This is a genomic window from Devosia sp. 2618, from assembly GCF_040546815.1.
Taxonomy (GTDB): domain Bacteria; phylum Pseudomonadota; class Alphaproteobacteria; order Rhizobiales; family Devosiaceae; genus Devosia.
The window spans coordinates 1,172,849-1,188,950 of record NZ_JBEPOO010000001.1; the positions used below are offsets into that span (position 1 = coordinate 1,172,849).

Annotated in this window: 14 protein-coding genes; 10 read left to right on the forward strand and 4 right to left on the reverse strand. The window is 57.3% G+C overall.

Features of this window, described 5'->3' with window-relative positions; all coding sequences use genetic code 11:
• The first annotated feature begins 369 nt into the window (after positions 1–369).
• Positions 370–558 (forward strand): hypothetical protein, encoded by a 189-nt coding sequence (locus tag ABIE28_RS05880; RefSeq protein WP_354061006.1) that lies wholly within the window; start codon positions 370–372, stop codon positions 556–558.
• A complete protein-coding gene (locus tag ABIE28_RS05885; RefSeq protein ID WP_354061008.1) occupies positions 551–1,699 on the forward strand; it encodes a GGDEF domain-containing protein in 1,149 nt (382 codons plus the stop codon). Before ABIE28_RS05880 ends, ABIE28_RS05885 begins: the two co-directional genes overlap by 8 nt.
• A gap of 8 nt (positions 1,700–1,707) precedes the next feature.
• On the opposite strand, the gene ABIE28_RS05890 is transcribed toward ABIE28_RS05885, so the two are convergent.
• The 4 genes from ABIE28_RS05890 to ABIE28_RS05905 form a co-directional block, all read right to left on the reverse strand.
• Positions 1,708–1,926, reverse strand: coding sequence for a hypothetical protein (locus ABIE28_RS05890; protein WP_354061010.1), 219 nt, complete (start codon positions 1,924–1,926; stop codon positions 1,708–1,710).
• 663 nt (positions 1,927–2,589) lie between these two features.
• Entirely contained in the window at positions 2,590–2,883 is a 294-nt protein-coding gene (locus ABIE28_RS05895) for a hypothetical protein (protein WP_354061012.1), read from the reverse strand.
• 135 nt (positions 2,884–3,018) lie between these two features.
• Entirely contained in the window at positions 3,019–3,240 is a 222-nt protein-coding gene (locus tag ABIE28_RS05900) for a hypothetical protein (protein WP_354061014.1), read from the reverse strand.
• Between the two features lie 179 nt (positions 3,241–3,419).
• Positions 3,420–3,701 (reverse strand): hypothetical protein, encoded by a 282-nt coding sequence (locus tag ABIE28_RS05905; protein ID WP_354061016.1) that lies wholly within the window; start codon positions 3,699–3,701, stop codon positions 3,420–3,422.
• A gap of 268 nt (positions 3,702–3,969) precedes the next feature.
• On the opposite strand from ABIE28_RS05905, the gene secE reads away from it, so the two are divergent.
• From secE to rpoC, 8 genes are all read left to right on the forward strand, one after another.
• Complete coding sequence (gene secE / locus ABIE28_RS05910; protein WP_354061017.1) at positions 3,970–4,164, forward strand: preprotein translocase subunit SecE; 195 nt, start codon at positions 3,970–3,972, stop codon at positions 4,162–4,164.
• 41 nt (positions 4,165–4,205) lie between these two features.
• Positions 4,206–4,736 (forward strand): transcription termination/antitermination protein NusG, encoded by a 531-nt coding sequence (nusG, locus tag ABIE28_RS05915; RefSeq protein ID WP_354061019.1) that lies wholly within the window; start codon positions 4,206–4,208, stop codon positions 4,734–4,736.
• 127 nt (positions 4,737–4,863) lie between these two features.
• Entirely contained in the window at positions 4,864–5,292 is a 429-nt protein-coding gene (gene rplK, locus ABIE28_RS05920) for a 50S ribosomal protein L11 (RefSeq protein ID WP_092184750.1), read from the forward strand.
• A gap of 4 nt (positions 5,293–5,296) precedes the next feature.
• Positions 5,297–5,989: a 50S ribosomal protein L1 gene (gene rplA, locus ABIE28_RS05925; protein ID WP_354061021.1), complete on the forward strand. Its 693-nt coding sequence runs from the start codon at positions 5,297–5,299 to the stop codon at positions 5,987–5,989.
• Between the two features lie 394 nt (positions 5,990–6,383).
• A complete protein-coding gene (gene rplJ / locus ABIE28_RS05930; RefSeq protein ID WP_354061023.1) occupies positions 6,384–6,905 on the forward strand; it encodes a 50S ribosomal protein L10 in 522 nt (173 codons plus the stop codon).
• 60 nt (positions 6,906–6,965) lie between these two features.
• Positions 6,966–7,337: a 50S ribosomal protein L7/L12 gene (gene rplL / locus ABIE28_RS05935; protein WP_354061025.1), complete on the forward strand. Its 372-nt coding sequence runs from the start codon at positions 6,966–6,968 to the stop codon at positions 7,335–7,337.
• Between the two features lie 349 nt (positions 7,338–7,686).
• Complete coding sequence (gene rpoB, locus ABIE28_RS05940; RefSeq protein WP_354061027.1) at positions 7,687–11,829, forward strand: DNA-directed RNA polymerase subunit beta; 4,143 nt, start codon at positions 7,687–7,689, stop codon at positions 11,827–11,829.
• A 78-nt stretch (positions 11,830–11,907) separates the two neighbouring features.
• On the forward strand, positions 11,908–16,092 hold the full coding sequence (gene rpoC / locus ABIE28_RS05945; protein WP_354061029.1) for a DNA-directed RNA polymerase subunit beta': 4,185 nt from the start codon (positions 11,908–11,910) through the stop codon (positions 16,090–16,092).
• Positions 16,093–16,102: the final 10 nt, after the last annotated feature.

Below are 16,102 nucleotides of genomic sequence, written 5' to 3' on the forward strand. Positions count from 1 at the left end.
GCATACCCTCTTGACAGTGCTGGTTACTGGACTTTCACCAAGCGTCATCGCGAAGATCGTGTTCGGGGCGCTTCAAAAAGCCAAAAGCTTGCGTGCCGGAGGTTCATTGTAAGCTGAAGACATTTTCACTCAAGCTGTTGTGCCGGATGTTTGGGCTGCAGTTCCTACTTTTTGCGGAAAGCATTAAGTGCGGTGCCTAACAGGAACAGCTTGTTCAGCGTTGGTGATTGACGCTTGTGGTTGTTGCTATTGTGATGGCTGCTGGTTGTTCTGGCTCCCACCAGCAGATTCGCCGCTCGGATACAAATTGACAGCCTTCCCGAACGGTGAGTTACGGCCCAAGATTTTGTTCCTAGTATCGATGAGGTTTTGGCCGTTAGTTTGGATGTGATTGACCCGTGGCTGGTTGGTTTTTTGTTGCTTGAAAAACAAACCGGCTCGGCTGTTGATGTTATTTCAACTGCTATTTTTTCTCGTTGCCCGAATTCCCCGATAGTTCAAAGACCCACTGTGGCGCATCGTTATCTCATTGAAGAGATGACATTAGCCTATGCCTGATCGTGATTCAGAAGTCTCATCCAGTGAGGAGTTCACGCCAACACTGACCTTTAACCGCGAAACCGAGGTCGAGTTTCGAGCGGCCGTGTTGCGGGATCAACGCCAAGCGACTCTCGTCTGTGCAGTTGGTGCTTTCATCATTTGGGTAGGCTTTGCCACGCTGGACATGTTTCGGATTTGGTACCTGCCACCAGGGGATTGGGCCTGGCAGGTGGCCCTCCTGCTAATCGGCCGTGCTGTTGTCATGGCTGCGCTGATCGGAACGATCTTCGAGGTCTGGCTTGGCCGTCAACGCTATGACCGCCTTGTTGTGGTGGTCTTCGTCCTGGTCGGGCTTGTCGCGAGCCTCACTGCAAATTTGGCCAGATCTATGGGCGCCTTTGCCGTGGACAGCGCCCAGGTGGCGGTGGTGATGGCTGCGTTCTTGCCTATCGGGCTGCGCTTTAAGCAGTCGCTAACAGTCGGCCTGATTGTGACCTGCGCCTGCGTTTGGATTACCTTACAAGTGCTGCCGCACAGCATGATCCAAGATAGTGCTCAGCTGATCCTGACAATCATCGTGGCGTTCTTGCTCGCTGCGACCGGCGGCTATCTACGGGAAGCGGCGGATCGCAAACAGTTCCTGTTGCGGCGCGAGCTGGCGGAGCAGGCGTCTATCGACATTCTGACGGGTCTTCCCAACCGACGCGTGTTTCAATGGCATGTCGAAAGTGCGTTGCGTCAGTGTGTTAGAGAGAAGAAGTCGGCGGTTCTGGCGATCATCGATGTCGATAATTTCAAGCAGTACAATGATCACTATGGCCATGTTGAGGGCGATGCGGCGCTGCGCAAAGTAGCGCAATCGCTACGGGCGACGGCAAGGCGGCCGCTCGATATTACGGCGCGCGTTGGGGGGGAAGAGTTTTGCGTGTTCCTGTTCGACACTGATCTGGCGCGGTGTCAGGCGGCGCTGGAACAGCTTTTGGTCCGGGTGCGGCAGCTGTCCATTCAACATCGAGATTCGGCGACCGGCGTGGTGACAATCAGCGCGGGCGCCACAAATTTCGATGGGGCGGAAGATCTGGCGGGGCTCTATCGGCGCGCTGATGCGGCTCTGTACCAAAGCAAAACGGCAGGACGGAACCAGTTGAGCTTTTCTTGAGAGCTGGGTCAGTTATTCCAGGTGCGGCCAGAGGCGCTGCGCATTCTGAAATGCTCTGTCAAAGCCAAGAGCACCACCAAATGCGTCCGCTCCGGGGTGCCGGGCGGCTTGAGGCATTTGACCTGAGACGAAACAGTGAAGCGGCCGCCACAGCTCGTGCCGGATGCCGTGTAGATCAACTGTTTCAGGTCAACATCATATCGCGCCGATGTAACCTTGAATTCCATCACTTTGTCTTGCCGCGTATTTGGATACGAGTAGGCACATTTCTTCAATGCAAACTATGCCAGCATCTGCCGCAGAAGTCTCAATGTTTACGATGGATGACGGAGATGTTCCTTCTGCTGGTTGGCCCTCTGCACCTGGCGGAATCGGCGCTGTGGCAGCGGAACCATGAGAAAAACTGCCTACACTCAACAAGGCTGTGGACAGACATTGTTGATTCTAGGGTTTTATACCTACAATTGTCTGGCGTTTTCTGTTTCCTGCCAGCATTATGGTTGGACAGCGTAGGACGGGGGGCTTTCCTGCGCTGAGGTATCGGGTGCTTAGGCACCCTATGCCGACGGGGTTTGAGCGCGGCTCCTGCTAGCGCTCGCCCCACTTTTTTCATTTTCGCTGGAACTAGTTGGCGGTCAATTGCGTATATGGATTGGGGCACCGGCATTGCGTTGGGGCTCAAGGGGTTTGAGCGCAATCGCCCCCAATTGCGCTCACCCCGTCCCACTTTTCTCGTAGCGGCGTTTCAGAGCGCTGTTTTTGCCGATTGGTTATCCGATGCCGACAGGCTTCGCTATTAGCCAGATCTGCATATCTATGAGGGTCCGTCTCAGAAGTCTGGCGGGCGCAGCGAGCATGTCCCGTTTCTGCGCAAGGCGCGGTTTTACGGTTTAGTTGCCAGGATTGTAGGTTGGCACAACTGGCGTGAAGACCGGCCGTTTGGGCAGGGAATCAAGGCGGCGCTGAAGTTGCAAATCCTGGATGGCCGTCTGGTTGTTTTGCAGTTGCATCTCGAACTGCTTCTGGCGCGCGCTGGTGCTGATTTCCTGATTGAGGCAGATCAGCCGCTGCTGGTTGGCCGCGATGGTTTCGGCGGTATCGCCGCGGGCTTCGGGAGGGCATGCGGCCATGGCCGGCGCAATAGTCGCCAAGGTGAGGATCCCGATCGCAATAAGCGTCTTCATGGCAGACCTCCGTTTGACTTGAACATGGTGACTGTCGCGGCCTGTCACAAATCACGAATCCGCGTTGCAACTACACGGCTTGGGTAGAACGGCTGGAGGGCATCACTGTTCCATCACGGACAATTGCAGTTGCGCTCAGTTCGCGAGGCGGCGGTAGAGGCGGACCATGGTGACCGGCTGGTCTGCAGCCTGCCAGTAGACGCGGGCGACCAGATCATTGCGATTCCCGCTGCGTACGACGTCTAGTCCCAGCGCCTTACGGACGGCCTCTTCGGGAGATCGGACATTTTCAATGGTTATTTCAACGGGTTGGCCTTCGCCAGCTCGCATATCAATCACGCGGTATACGACAAACATAGCGCCTCGCTTTGTGGAGGAGGCGTCTAGCATGTCGTTTTCGGTTTGGACTTTAACTAAGACATGTGCAGGCAAATCCGCAGAACGCCAGCAATGGCGGCGTTTTTGCTGGCCATACGTACTATGGAGAAGCTTGGCAGCACATTCCGTGAGGCGCGTAATTGGACGGACTGAAAAGGCTACTCGGCGGCGACCGGCAGCTTGTCGGTGTGGCGCGCCTTGAGGCGATTCAGTTGGTGGGCGGCGTGGGAGAGCAGGGCGGTTCTGACTTCAGGAGTGGAGACTGAACCCACATCCGCTTTTACTTTTAGATCAAGGTAATAGCGGGAGACGTTGCCCATGAAGCCCTCTTCAATGGTAACGCGAACCATACCTGTTATTCTGCCTGGAATCGTCTGGTGCGGGCCGTAGTAGCGGACCTCACAACCTTTGACATCGAAACTCGCCCCTTGGAAAGACATCGTCACAGCCCTCCAGCTGCCACTTTTTCGTCTTAATCGGATTAAATGCCTTCCCAAACGGGTATGCAAGCGGGATTCAACGCAGTCTTCACTAATCGTTAATATTTGTGATTGGACGAAGCCGGCGGCTCCGGCGGCTCCGGCGGGCAATCGTCGGCGGCCCTGTTGCATTTAGCGCGGAGTTTCTCTAGATACCCAGCTTCAAGCCGTGCGGGACTCCTGCGCGGCCTTTGGTTTTGCACCAAAACACCAAAGAGTAGATTCGCATATGGCACGTCCAAACCCGATCCAGTTCCTGCAGCAAGTCCGGCAGGAGACATCCAAGGTCACCTGGCCTGGTCGGAACGAAATCCTGATCTCCACGATCATGGTGCTTGTTCTGGTGATCATGGCGAGCCTGTTTTTCTTGCTTGCCGACCAGGTTATCTCCTGGGTCGTTGGGCTGATGCTCTCGATCCGCTAGAGCGGGTTACGAACACTAGATACTAGGAGCGGCGACGCGGCATGGCCAAGCGCTGGTACATCGTTCAGGCTTACTCGAACTTCGAGCGCAAGGTGGCGGAAGATATTCGTCAGAAGGTTGCGCAGAAGAAGCTCGAGCATCTGTTTGAAGACGTAATCGTGCCGACCGAAAAGGTCGTCGAGATCCGTCGCGGCCGCAAGGTCGACGCCGAACGCAAGTTTTTCCCGGGTTATGTCCTGGTGAAGATGGATATGACCGATGAGGCATTCCATCTGATCAAGAATACCCCAAAGGTCACTGGTTTCCTCGGTTCGGACAACAAGCCGATGCCGATTTCCGAAAAGGAAGCCATGGGCATTCTGCAGCAGGTGCAGGAAGGCGTGGATCATCCCAAGCCATCCGTCTCGTTCGAAGTGGGCGAGAATGTGCGCGTGTCGGACGGTCCTTTTGCCAGCTTCAACGGCGTGGTGGAAGAGGTCGACGAAGAACGCAGCCGCCTCAAGGTGGAAGTTTCGATTTTTGGGCGTCCCACTCCGGTGGAGCTCGAATACGGTCAGGTCGAAAAGGTCTGACCAAACCATCCGGCTTTGGTCGGGTGAAAATCTGTGGGAGAGGGCGGTGGCTGCCAGCCTCCGGCAAACCCTTGCACCACAGCGTCAAATGGCCGGATGACACCGGCCGAATTTTGTAAGGACGATTATGGCAAAGAAAATCGTTGGCTACGTAAAGCTGCAGGTGCCCGCTGGCTCCGCAACGCCATCCCCACCAATCGGGCCGGCTCTCGGTCAGCGCGGTCTGAACATCATGGAATTCTGCAAGGCGTTCAATGCCGCCACGCAGGAAATGGAAAAGGGTTCGCCCATTCCAGTCGTGATCACCGCCTATGCCGACAAGAGCTTCACTTTCGAGATGAAGCAGCCGCCGGTTACCTACTTCATCAAGAAGGCCGTGAACCTGAAGTCGGGCAGCAAGCTGCCAGGCAAGGAATCGGCTGGTACGATCACTGTGGCTCAGCTGCGTGATATCGCCGAAAAGAAGATGAAGGATCTCAACGCCGACAATATCGACGCCGCTGTGTCGATGATCGCCGGCTCTGCCCGTTCCATGGGCATTCAGGTCGAGGGCTGATTGAATGGCACACGTCGGTAAGAAGATCACGAAGGCCCGCGAGGGCATCGACCGCAACAAGCTCTACAAGCTCGATGAAGCCGTGAAGATGGTCCGGGCTCGCGCCTCTGCCAAGTTCGACGAAACCATCGAGATCGCGATCAACCTCGGCGTTGATCCGCGTCACGCTGACCAGATGGTCCGTGGCGTTGTGAACCTGCCAAACGGCACCGGCAAGACCGTGCGCGTTGCAGTGTTCGCCAAGGATGCCAAGGCAGACGAGGCCCGCAAGGCTGGTGCCGACATCGTTGGTGCAGAAGACCTGATGGAACAGATCCTGGCTGGCAAGATCGATTTCGATCGTTGCATTGCTACTCCGGACATGATGCCTCTAGTTGGTCGCCTGGGTAAGATCCTGGGCCCACGTAACCTGATGCCAAACCCTAAGGTTGGTACGGTTACGCCAGACGTCGCCGGTGCCGTTAAGTCGGCTAAGGGCGGCGCTGTTGAATACCGCGTCGAAAAGGCCGGTATCCTGCACGCAGGCGTTGGCAAGGTTTCTTTCTCGGAAGAAGCGCTGCTCCAGAACATCAAGGCGTTCACCGACGCCGTTCTGAAGTCCAAGCCAGCTGGCGCCAAGGGCACCTATGTCAAGCGCGTTGCTGTTTCCTCGACTATGGGCCCTGGCGTCCATGTTGAGCCAGCTTCGGCTCTCTAATTTCAGGATTTGAGTGTGGGCGTGTCCCGCCACTTATTTGCTGACGGAGTGAAGACGCTCTAACAAGAATTCCGGACGGTTTCGGCCGCCCGGGTATTCAATAAAGCGGTGCTTTCGCATTGGTTTGTTGAATTAAGTCCTGTCCGAGACTGCCGGTGCTGATCAATCTGGGTCAGCTTAATGTCCACCGACGCCAGCATAGATGGGGTGAGACCACAATTTTCCTGCCTTGAATGGGGCAGGGTGATCGCGGTTCGAACCAGGCCAGTTGCCCTCGCGGGCAGCACGGTTGACAGGCATGTAACCGTTGCTCCTCTCCTTTCTTCGGAGAGTAGGGGGCAGCAATTGGCAATGGCCCGGCTGACTTGCGCCGGGCTTAATGTGGAGACTAGCAGTGGAAAGAGCGGAAAAGCGTGAGCTTGTCGCATCGCTTCAGTCAGCCCTTGGTGGCGCTGGATCGATCGTCCTCGCGCAGAATTCCGGTCTGACCGTAGCCAATCTGGAATCGCTTCGCCGTGAGGTGAAGGGTGCCGGTGGTTATGTGAAGATCGCAAAAAACCGTCTTGCCAAGCTTGCTCTTAAAGACACCGACCACGCGGACATCTCGGACCTGTTTATCGGTCCGATCGTCATCGCTTATGCGGCCGACCCCATGACTGCGCCGAAGATCGCGCAGAAGTTCGCTGACAAGAACGCAAAGTATGTCGTTCTTGGTGGCGTGATGGGCAAGACCGCTCTTGACGCGAATAGCGTCAAGGCGTTGTCGACCATGCCTTCGCTGGATGAACTGCGCGCAACGCTCGCCGGGATGCTCAAGCAGCCCGCAACGCGTATCGCGTCGGTCATCGTGGCGCCGGCTGGTGGTATTGCGCGCGTGTTGGCCGCTCATGCGGAAAAGAGCAACGAAGCAGCGTAACCCCATGGTCCCCATTGGGGGCCGGTTTGAACTGAACACCTTAAAAGAGAGATTTATCAAATGGCCGATCTCGCCAAAATTGTTGACGACCTGTCTGCCCTGACCGTTCTGGAAGCTTCCGAGCTGTCGAAGCTGCTGGAAGAAAAGTGGGGCGTTTCCGCCGCCGCTCCAGTTGCTGTTGCTGCCGCTGCTGGTGCTCCAGCTGCTGCCGCTGAAGAAAAGACTGAATTTGACGTGATCCTCGCCTCGTTCGGCGACAACAAGATCAACGTCATCAAGGAAGTCCGTGCGATCACCGGTCTGGGCCTGGGCGAAGCCAAGGCACTGGTCGAAGCTGCACCAAAGGCAATCAAAGAAGGCGCGTCGAAGGCTGAAGCCGAAGACATCCAGAAGAAGCTTGAAGCTGCTGGCGCCAAGGTCGAACTCAAGTAATTTCGACTTCTGTCTTGAAATTTGCGAGATGGCGCTTTATGTGCCATCTCGCATCCTCGTTTTTGCGGGATGATTCGCCGGACCGATTGGATGGGTCCCTGGCGCCAATTTGCGGAATATATGACGAATTTGATGTCTGAGGCACGCTGACGTCCACGGAACCTCATGGTTGTTGACCATGGGGGTTTTGACGTTTTCGCGCCGATCTCTCCTTGGCTTGGAGGGTGTGCAGGCATTGTTGAGCTGAGACTAACCGCCTTTAACAGGGCGCATTTTCTGATACCCGACGGCTGATTGTCGGGTCTTTGGAGATGTGCCTCCGAGACAATCGCTAGACAAAGGAGCCCTCATGGCTACCACGTTCAACGGCCGCCGCAAGGTACGCAAGTCCTTCGGATCCATTCGCGAAGTCACGGAGATGCCCAACCTGATCGAGGTCCAGAAGGCCTCCTATGATCAGTTTCTCCTCGTAGACGAGCCCAAGGGTGGCCGTCCCGATGAAGGGCTTCAATCCGTATTCCGTTCGGTTTTCCCGATCACCGATTTTTCGAACACTGCTTCGCTTGAATTCGTGAAGTACGAGTTCGAACAGCCGAAGTATGACATCGACGAGTGCCGTGCGCGCGACATCACGTTCGCTGCCCCACTCAAGGTGACGCTTCGCCTGATCGTGTTCGAAGTGGACGAAGAAACCGGTGCCCGCTCCGTCAAGGACATCAAGGAGCAGGACGTCTATATGGGCGACATGCCCTTCATGACGATGAACGGCACCTTTATCGTCAACGGCACCGAGCGCGTTATCGTCTCGCAGATGCACCGTTCGCCCGGCGTGTTCTTCGATCACGACAAGGGCAAGACCCACTCGTCCGGCAAGCTGCTGTTTGCTGGCCGTATCATTCCGTACCGCGGTAGCTGGCTCGATATCGAATTCGACGCCAAGGACGTGGTGTTCGCGCGTATCGACCGTCGTCGCAAGATCCCGGTCACGTCGCTGCTCAAGGCTCTCGGTATGGATACCGAAGAGATCCTGAGCACGTATTACAATACGCTGACCTACGAAAAGACGGCGACCGGTTGGCAGAAGCCATACGACGCCGAGAAGATGAAGAATGCCAAGCCATCGACGGACCTGATCGACGCCAAGACTGGCGACGTCGTCCACGAAGCTGGCAAGAAGCTCTCGGCCCGTCAGGCCAAGAAGCTGGCCGAAAACGGCCTGACGCACCTGCTGGCGGTCGATGAAGACCTCTATGGCATGTATGTCGCCGAAGACCTGATCAACATGAAGACTGGTGAAGTCTACATGGAAGCAGGCGACGAGCTCGACGAAAAGACCCTGACCAAGATGGTCGAGCTGGGCTTTGACGAGCTGCCTCTGCTCGACATCGATCACATCTCGATCGGGGGCTACATCCGCAACACGCTCGCCGTGGACAAGAACGAAACGCGTGAAGACGCGCTGTTCGACATCTACCGCGTGATGCGTCCTGGTGAGCCACCAACCGTCGACACTGCCGAAGCCATGTTCCAGTCGCTGTTCTTTGACAGCGAGCGCTATGACCTGTCTGCCGTTGGTCGCGTGAAGATGAACATGCGTCTCGAGCTCGACGCTCCAGACACCATGCGCACGCTGCGCAAGGAAGACATCGTTGAAGTCGTCCGCACGCTGGTCGATCTGCGCGATGGCCGTGGCGAAATCGACGACATCGACAACCTCGGCAACCGTCGCGTTCGCTCGGTTGGTGAGCTGATGGAAAACTCGTACCGCCTTGGCCTGCTCCGCATGGAACGCGCCATCAAGGAACGTATGAGCTCGGTCGAAATCGACACCGTGATGCCGCAGGACCTGATCAACGCAAAGCCGGCTGCTGCCGCTGTGCGCGAGTTCTTTGGTTCGTCGCAGCTGTCCCAGTTCATGGATCAGACGAATCCGCTGTCAGAAATCACCCACAAGCGTCGTCTTTCGGCGCTTGGGCCTGGTGGTCTGACACGCGAGCGTGCTGGCTTTGAAGTTCGTGACGTTCACCCAACCCACTACGGCCGTATCTGCCCGATTGAGACCCCAGAAGGTCCAAACATTGGTCTGATCAACTCGCTGTCGACATTCGCCCGCGTCAACAAGTACGGTTTCATCGAGACCCCGTACCGCAAGATCGTGGACGGCGTTCTGACCGAAGACGTCGTGTACCTCTCCGCTATGGAAGAGGCCAAGCACTACGTCGCTCAGGCTAACGTGCAGTTCAACAAGGACGGCACTCTGCAGGACGATCTGGTTGTTGCCCGCCACGCCGGCGACAACGGCCTGACGCCTAAGGAAAACGTCGACCTTATGGACGTTTCGCCAAAGCAGATGGTGTCGGTTGCGGCATCGCTGATCCCGTTCCTTGAGAACGACGACGCCAACCGTGCTCTGATGGGCTCGAACATGCAGCGTCAGGCTGTGCCGCTGCTGCGCGCTCATGCGCCGTTCGTTGGTACCGGCATGGAAGCTGTTGTGGCTCGCGACTCTGGCGCTGCTATCGTCGCCAAGCGCAAGGGCATCGTCGATCAGGTGGATGCGACCCGTATCGTTATTCGCGCAACGGAAGAAACCGATGCGTCGAAGTCGGGCGTCGACATCTACAACCTGATGAAGTTCCAGCGTTCGAACCAGTCGACCTGCATCAACCAGCGTCCGCTGGTGGTTGTTGGTGATCACGTCAACCAGGGCGACATCATCGCCGACGGTCCATCGACCGAACTGGGTGATCTGGCTCTGGGCCGTAACGTGCTCGTCGCGTTCATGCCCTGGAACGGTTACAACTTCGAAGACTCCATTCTGCTGAGCGAAAAGATCGCGATGCAGGACGTCTTCACCTCGATCCATATCGAGGAATATGAAGTGATGGCCCGCGACACCAAGCTTGGTCCAGAAGAAATCACGCGCGACATTCCGAACGTCTCGGAAGAAGCGCTGAAGAACCTCGACGAAGCCGGTATCGTGCACATCGGTGCTGAAGTGATGCCAGGCGACATTCTGGTCGGCAAGATCACCCCCAAGGGTGAATCGCCAATGACGCCAGAAGAAAAGCTGCTCCGCGCCATCTTCGGCGAGAAGGCATCTGACGTTCGCGATACCTCGCTCCGTGTTCCACCGGGCGATGCTGGTACTGTTGTTGAAGTGCGCGTGTTCAATCGCCACGGCATCGACAAGGACGAGCGCGCCATGGCTATCGAGCGCGAAGAAATCGAACGCCTCGCCAAGGACCGTGACGACGAACAGTCGATCCTCGACCGTAACGTCTATGCGCGTCTCAAGGAAATGCTGTTCGGCAAGGCTGCTACGGCGGGTCCAAAGGGCTATGTCGTCGGCACCAAGCTCAATGACCAGATGTTCGAGGCTCAGCCTCGTTCGAAGTGGTGGCAGTTCGCGGTTGATGACGACAAGGTCATGACCGAGATGGAAGCGCTTCATGCTCAGTATGAAGAGAGCCGCCGTCTGCTCGAACAGCGCTTCATCGACAAGGTGGACAAGCTGCAGCGTGGCGACGAATTGCCTCCTGGCGTGATGAAGATGGTCAAGGTCTTCATCGCTACCAAGCGCAAGATCCAGCCAGGCGACAAGATGGCCGGTCGTCACGGTAACAAGGGTGTGGTTTCCCGCATCGTTCCCGTCGAAGACATGCCTTACCTTGAAGACGGTACGTCCGTTGACATCGTGCTGAACCCGCTGGGCGTGCCTTCGCGCATGAACGTCGGCCAGATCCTCGAAACTCACCTGGGCTGGGCTTGCGCCGGCATGGGCAAGAAGATTGACGAGATGGTCCGTGCGTATCAGCGCAATGGCGATCTGAAGCCGCTGCGTCTTGAAGTTCAGGACCTGTTTGCTGGTGATGAATCCATCACCGACCTCGACGATGACGGTCTCGTGCGTCTCGGCGAACACCTCTCCAAGGGCGTGTCGATCGCGACCCCGGTGTTCGACGGTGCCAAGGAAGCCGATATCGTGGTGATGCTGGAACGGGCAGGGCTTAAGGCCTCCGGTCAGTCCACCGTGTTCGACGGTCGTTCCGGTGAGCAGTTTGATCGTCAGGTGACGGTTGGGTATATCTATATGCTCAAGCTCGACCACCTCGTGGACAACAAGATCCACGCCCGTTCGATCGGTCCTTACTCGCTGGTCACCCAGCAGCCACTCGGTGGTAAGGCCCAGTTCGGTGGTCAGCGCTTCGGCGAGATGGAAGTGTGGGCTCTCGAGGCCTATGGCGCGGCTTATACGCTCCAGGAAATGCTTACCATCAAGTCGGACGACGTTGCTGGCCGTACCAAGGTCTACGAGTCCATCGTGCGCGGCGACGATACGTTCGAGCCGGGCATCCCCGAGAGCTTCAACGTTCTGGTCAAGGAAATCCGTTCGCTCGGTCTCAATGTCGAACTCGACATGCGTGAGATCGAGGGTGACGGCTCCCAGGCCGAAGCGGAGCTCGCACCTCCTCAGGAAGCGGCGGAATAATCCGGCACTTCCTACCCCCATTCACTTCCTGAGGGAGCAGGGCGCAAGCCCGCTCCCGACGGAAAGAGGAGAGAATTGATGAACCATCATTCCCACGTCATGGACCCGTTCAACCCGGCTGTCCCGGTGCAGACCTTCGATCAGATGAAAATCTCGATCGCTTCGCCCGAGAAGATCCTCAGCTGGTCCTATGGCGAGATCAAAAAGCCAGAAACCATCAACTATCGTACGTTCAAGCCCGAACGCGATGGTCTGTTCTGCGCGCGTATCTTTGGCCCCGTAAAGGACTATGAGTGCCTGTGCGGCAAGTACAAGCGCATGAAGTTCAAGGGCGTCATCTGCGAGAAGTGCGGTGTTGAAGTCACCCTGAGCCGCGTTCGTCGCGAGCGCATGGGCCACATCGAATTGGCCGCTCCAGTTGCTCACATCTGGTTCCTGAAGTCGCTTCCATCGCGTATCGCGCTGCTGCTCGATATGACGCTGAAGGACATCGAACGCATCCTGTACTTCGAAAACTACGTTGTTCTCGATGCAGGCCTGACGCCCTTCACCCAGCACGAGCTGCTGACCGAAGAGCAGTTCCTCGATGCACAGGACGAATACGGTGCCGACAGCTTCACCGCCAAGATTGGCGCCGAGGCTATCCGTGACATCCTGCTGGCTCTCGATCTCGAAAAGATCGCGGCCGACCTGCGCGTGGAAATCGCCGAGTCGACCACCGAACTGAAGCCAAAGAAGCTGGCCAAGCGCCTCAAGATCGTCGAGCAGTTCATCGTTTCGGGCAACAAGCCTGAATGGATGATCATGACCGTCATTCCGGTTATCCCACCCGAGCTGCGCCCCCTGGTGCCGCTGGATGGTGGCCGCTTTGCCACGTCCGATCTGAACGACCTCTATCGTCGCGTGATCAACCGCAACAACCGCCTGAAGCGCCTGATCGAACTGCGCGCTCCAGACATCATCATCCGCAACGAAAAGCGCATGCTGCAGGAAGCTGTGGACGCGCTGTTCGACAACGGTCGCCGTGGCCGCACCATCACCGGTGCCAACAAGCGTCCGCTCAAGTCGCTGTCCGACATGCTCAAGGGCAAACAGGGCCGCTTCCGTCAGAACTTGCTCGGCAAGCGCGTCGACTATTCGGGTCGTTCGGTTATTACCGTGGGTCCGAACCTCAAGCTGCATCAGTGCGGTCTTCCAAAGAAGATGGCTCTCGAGCTGTTCAAGCCGTTCATCTACTCGCGCCTCGAAGCCAAGGGCTTCAGCTCGACGGTGAAGCAGGCCAAGAAGCTGGTCGAGAAGGAAAAGCCAGAAGTCTGGGATATCCTTGATGAAGTGATCCGCGAGCACCCGGTTCTACTGAACCGCGCTCCGACCCTTCACCGTCTGGGGATCCAGGCGTTCGAGCCAATCCTGATCGAAGGCAAGGCAATCCGTCTGCATCCGCTCGTCTGTTCGGCTTTCAACGCCGACTTCGACGGTGACCAGATGGCGGTGCACGTTCCACTGTCGCTTGAAGCGCAGCTGGAAGCCCGCGTTCTGATGATGTCGACCAACAACATTCTGCACCCAGCCAATGGTCAGCCGATCATTGTGCCGTCGCAGGATATTGTTCTGGGCCTCTACTATCTGTCGTTGATGAACGACAAGGAGCCCGGTGAAGGCATGGCGTTCAGTTCCTACGCGGAACTCGAGCACGCGCTCGACAACAAGATCGTCACGCTCCACACCAAGATCAAAGGCCGCGTCACGTCCTGGGACGAAAACGGCAAGGAAATCACCGAGATCGTTGAGACCACTCCAGGTCGCATGCTGATCGGTCAGATCCTGCCGAAGAACCCGGCTGTGCCATTTGCTACGGCAAACCAGCTGATGACCAAGAAGATGATCTCGAAGATGATCGACACGGTTTACCGTGGCTGCGGTCAGAAAGAGACCGTCATTTTCTGTGACCGCGTCATGCAGCTTGGCTTCAAGAATGCGTGCGATGCCGGCATCTCGTTCGGCAAGGACGACATGGTTATCCCAGCGTCCAAGTACACGATCGTGGAAGCTGCCCGTAAGCAGGTCGAAGAGTTCGAACAGCAGTACAATGACGGCCTGATCACTCAGGGCGAAAAGTACAACAAGGTTGTCGACGCCTGGGCCAAGTGTGGTGACAAGGTCGCCGAAGAGATGATGGACGCGATCCGCACCGTGCAGATCGACAAGGAGACCGGTCGTCAGAAGCCGATCAACTCCGTCTACATGATGTCTCACTCGGGTGCCCGTGGTTCGCCAGCCCAGATGAAGCAGCTTGCCGGTATGCGCGGCCTGATGGCTCGTCCGGATGGTTCGATCATCGAGACCCCGATTACGGCTAACTTCAAGGAAGGCCTCAACGTTCTCGAGTACTTCAACTCCACCCACGGTGCCCGTAAGGGTCTCGCGGATACGGCGCTGAAGACCGCGAACTCGGGTTACCTGACGCGCCGTCTCGTGGACGTGGCACAGGACGCGATCATCGTGTCGACCGACTGCGGCACCGAACGCGGCCTGACGATGGAACCCATCGTCGATGCCGGCCAGATCGTTGCTTCGATTGGTCAGCGCGTGCTCGGCCGTACCGCTGCGGATGACATTTTCCATCCGCTGACGGGCGACCTTATTGCTGCCAAGAACACGCTGCTGGAAGAAAAGCATATCGACGTCATCGAGGACGCCCGGATCCAGTCGATCCGTATCCGTTCGCCGCTGACCTGCGACATGCGCCAGGGCACCTGCGCGGCCTGCTATGGTCGTGACCTTGCTCGCGGTACTCCCGTGAACATGGGTGAAGCTGTGGGCGTTATCGCCGCACAGTCGATCGGTGAACCCGGTACCCAGTTGACCATGCGTACGTTCCACATTGGTGGCACGGCTCAGGTGGTTGACAGCTCGTTCCTCGAATCCGGTGCTGAAGGCAAGATCGCCATCCGCAACCCGAACGTGGTGGCTGTTGAAGGCGGCAAGCTGGTCGTCATGGCCCGTAACGTGTCGCTCGCAATTCTGGACGCTGAAGGCAAGGAACGCGCCACCCACAAGGTGACGTATGGCTCCAAGCTGCTGGTCAAGGAAGGTGAAAGCGTTCGTCGCGGTCAGCGTCTGGCTGAATGGGACCCCTACACCCGTCCAGTTCTGGCCGAGGTCGAGGGCGAGGTCGTGTTCGAAGATCTGGTCGATGGTGTCTCCGTTGCGGAAAACACCGACGAAGCGACCGGCTTCACCAAGCGCGTTATCATCGACTGGCGCACCAACCAGCGTGGCGAGGGCCTCAAGCCGGCTCTGGCGATCGCACGTGGCGGTGCAGTTCAGAAGGTGGAACGTGGTGGCGACGCCCGTTACCTGCTGTCTGTGGACGCCGTTATTGCGGTTGAGCCAGGCGAGAAAGTATCGCCCGGTGACGTGCTGGCGCGTATTCCTCTGGAAAGCGCCAAGACCAAGGACATCACGGGCGGTCTGCCGCGCGTGGCGGAACTGTTCGAAGCCCGTCGTCCGAAGGATCACGCCATCATCGCCGAGATCGATGGTACCATTCGCTTTGGTCGCGACTACAAGAACAAGCGCCGCGTCATCATCGAGCCACACGAAGAAGGTGCCGACCCAGTCGAGTATCTGATCCCCAAGGGCAAGCCATTCCACCTCCAGGAAGGCGATGCTATTGAAAAGGGTGAATATATCCTCGACGGCAACCCAGCGCCGCACGACATTCTGGCAATCAAGGGCGTGGAAGAGCTTGCTCGTTACCTCGTCAACGAAATCCAGGAAGTCTATCGTCTGCAGGGCGTGTTGATTAACGACAAGCACATCGAGGTGATCGTTCGCCAGATGCTGCAGAAGGTCGAGATCGTGGATCCAGGTGAAACCGGCCTGCTCAAGGATGAGCAGCTCGACAAGCTGGACTTTGACGAACTCAACGACGCGCTGATTGCCGATGGCAAGAAGCCCGCGACGGCTAACCCCGTTCTGCTCGGTATCACCAAGGCATCGCTGCAGACCCGTTCGTTCATCTCGGCTGCTTCGTTCCAGGAAACCACCCGCGTCCTCACGGAAGCGGCGATTTCCGGCAAGGCCGATCTGCTCGAAGGCCTGAAGGAAAACGTGATCGTCGGTCGTCTGATCCCAGCCGGAACTGGCGCAGGCATCTCCTCGGCCAAGCTGATCGCGACCAAGCGCGACGACCTGATCCTGGACGAACGTCGCCGTCAGGCGAACACGGTCCAGATCGCAGCACCTGCTGCCGAGTAAGGCTCGTTAC

Coding starts and splice junctions, on each gene's coding strand:
- rplK (WP_092184750.1), top strand. CDS start 4,864: ATGGCAAAGAAAATCGTTGGCTACGTAAAGCTGCAGGTGCCCGCTGGC.
- ABIE28_RS05905 (WP_354061016.1), bottom strand. CDS start 3,701: ATGTCTTTCCAAGGGGCGAGTTTCGATGTCAAAGGTTGTGAGGTCCGC.
- secE (WP_354061017.1), top strand. CDS start 3,970: ATGGCACGTCCAAACCCGATCCAGTTCCTGCAGCAAGTCCGGCAGGAG.
- rpoC (WP_354061029.1), top strand. CDS start 11,908: ATGAACCATCATTCCCACGTCATGGACCCGTTCAACCCGGCTGTCCCG.
- ABIE28_RS05890 (WP_354061010.1), bottom strand. CDS start 1,926: ATGGAATTCAAGGTTACATCGGCGCGATATGATGTTGACCTGAAACAG.
- rplL (WP_354061025.1), top strand. CDS start 6,966: ATGGCCGATCTCGCCAAAATTGTTGACGACCTGTCTGCCCTGACCGTT.
- ABIE28_RS05900 (WP_354061014.1), bottom strand. CDS start 3,240: ATGTTTGTCGTATACCGCGTGATTGATATGCGAGCTGGCGAAGGCCAA.
- rpoB (WP_354061027.1), top strand. CDS start 7,687: ATGGCTACCACGTTCAACGGCCGCCGCAAGGTACGCAAGTCCTTCGGA.
- ABIE28_RS05885 (WP_354061008.1), top strand. CDS start 551: ATGCCTGATCGTGATTCAGAAGTCTCATCCAGTGAGGAGTTCACGCCA.
- nusG (WP_354061019.1), top strand. CDS start 4,206: ATGGCCAAGCGCTGGTACATCGTTCAGGCTTACTCGAACTTCGAGCGC.
- rplA (WP_354061021.1), top strand. CDS start 5,297: ATGGCACACGTCGGTAAGAAGATCACGAAGGCCCGCGAGGGCATCGAC.
- ABIE28_RS05895 (WP_354061012.1), bottom strand. CDS start 2,883: ATGAAGACGCTTATTGCGATCGGGATCCTCACCTTGGCGACTATTGCG.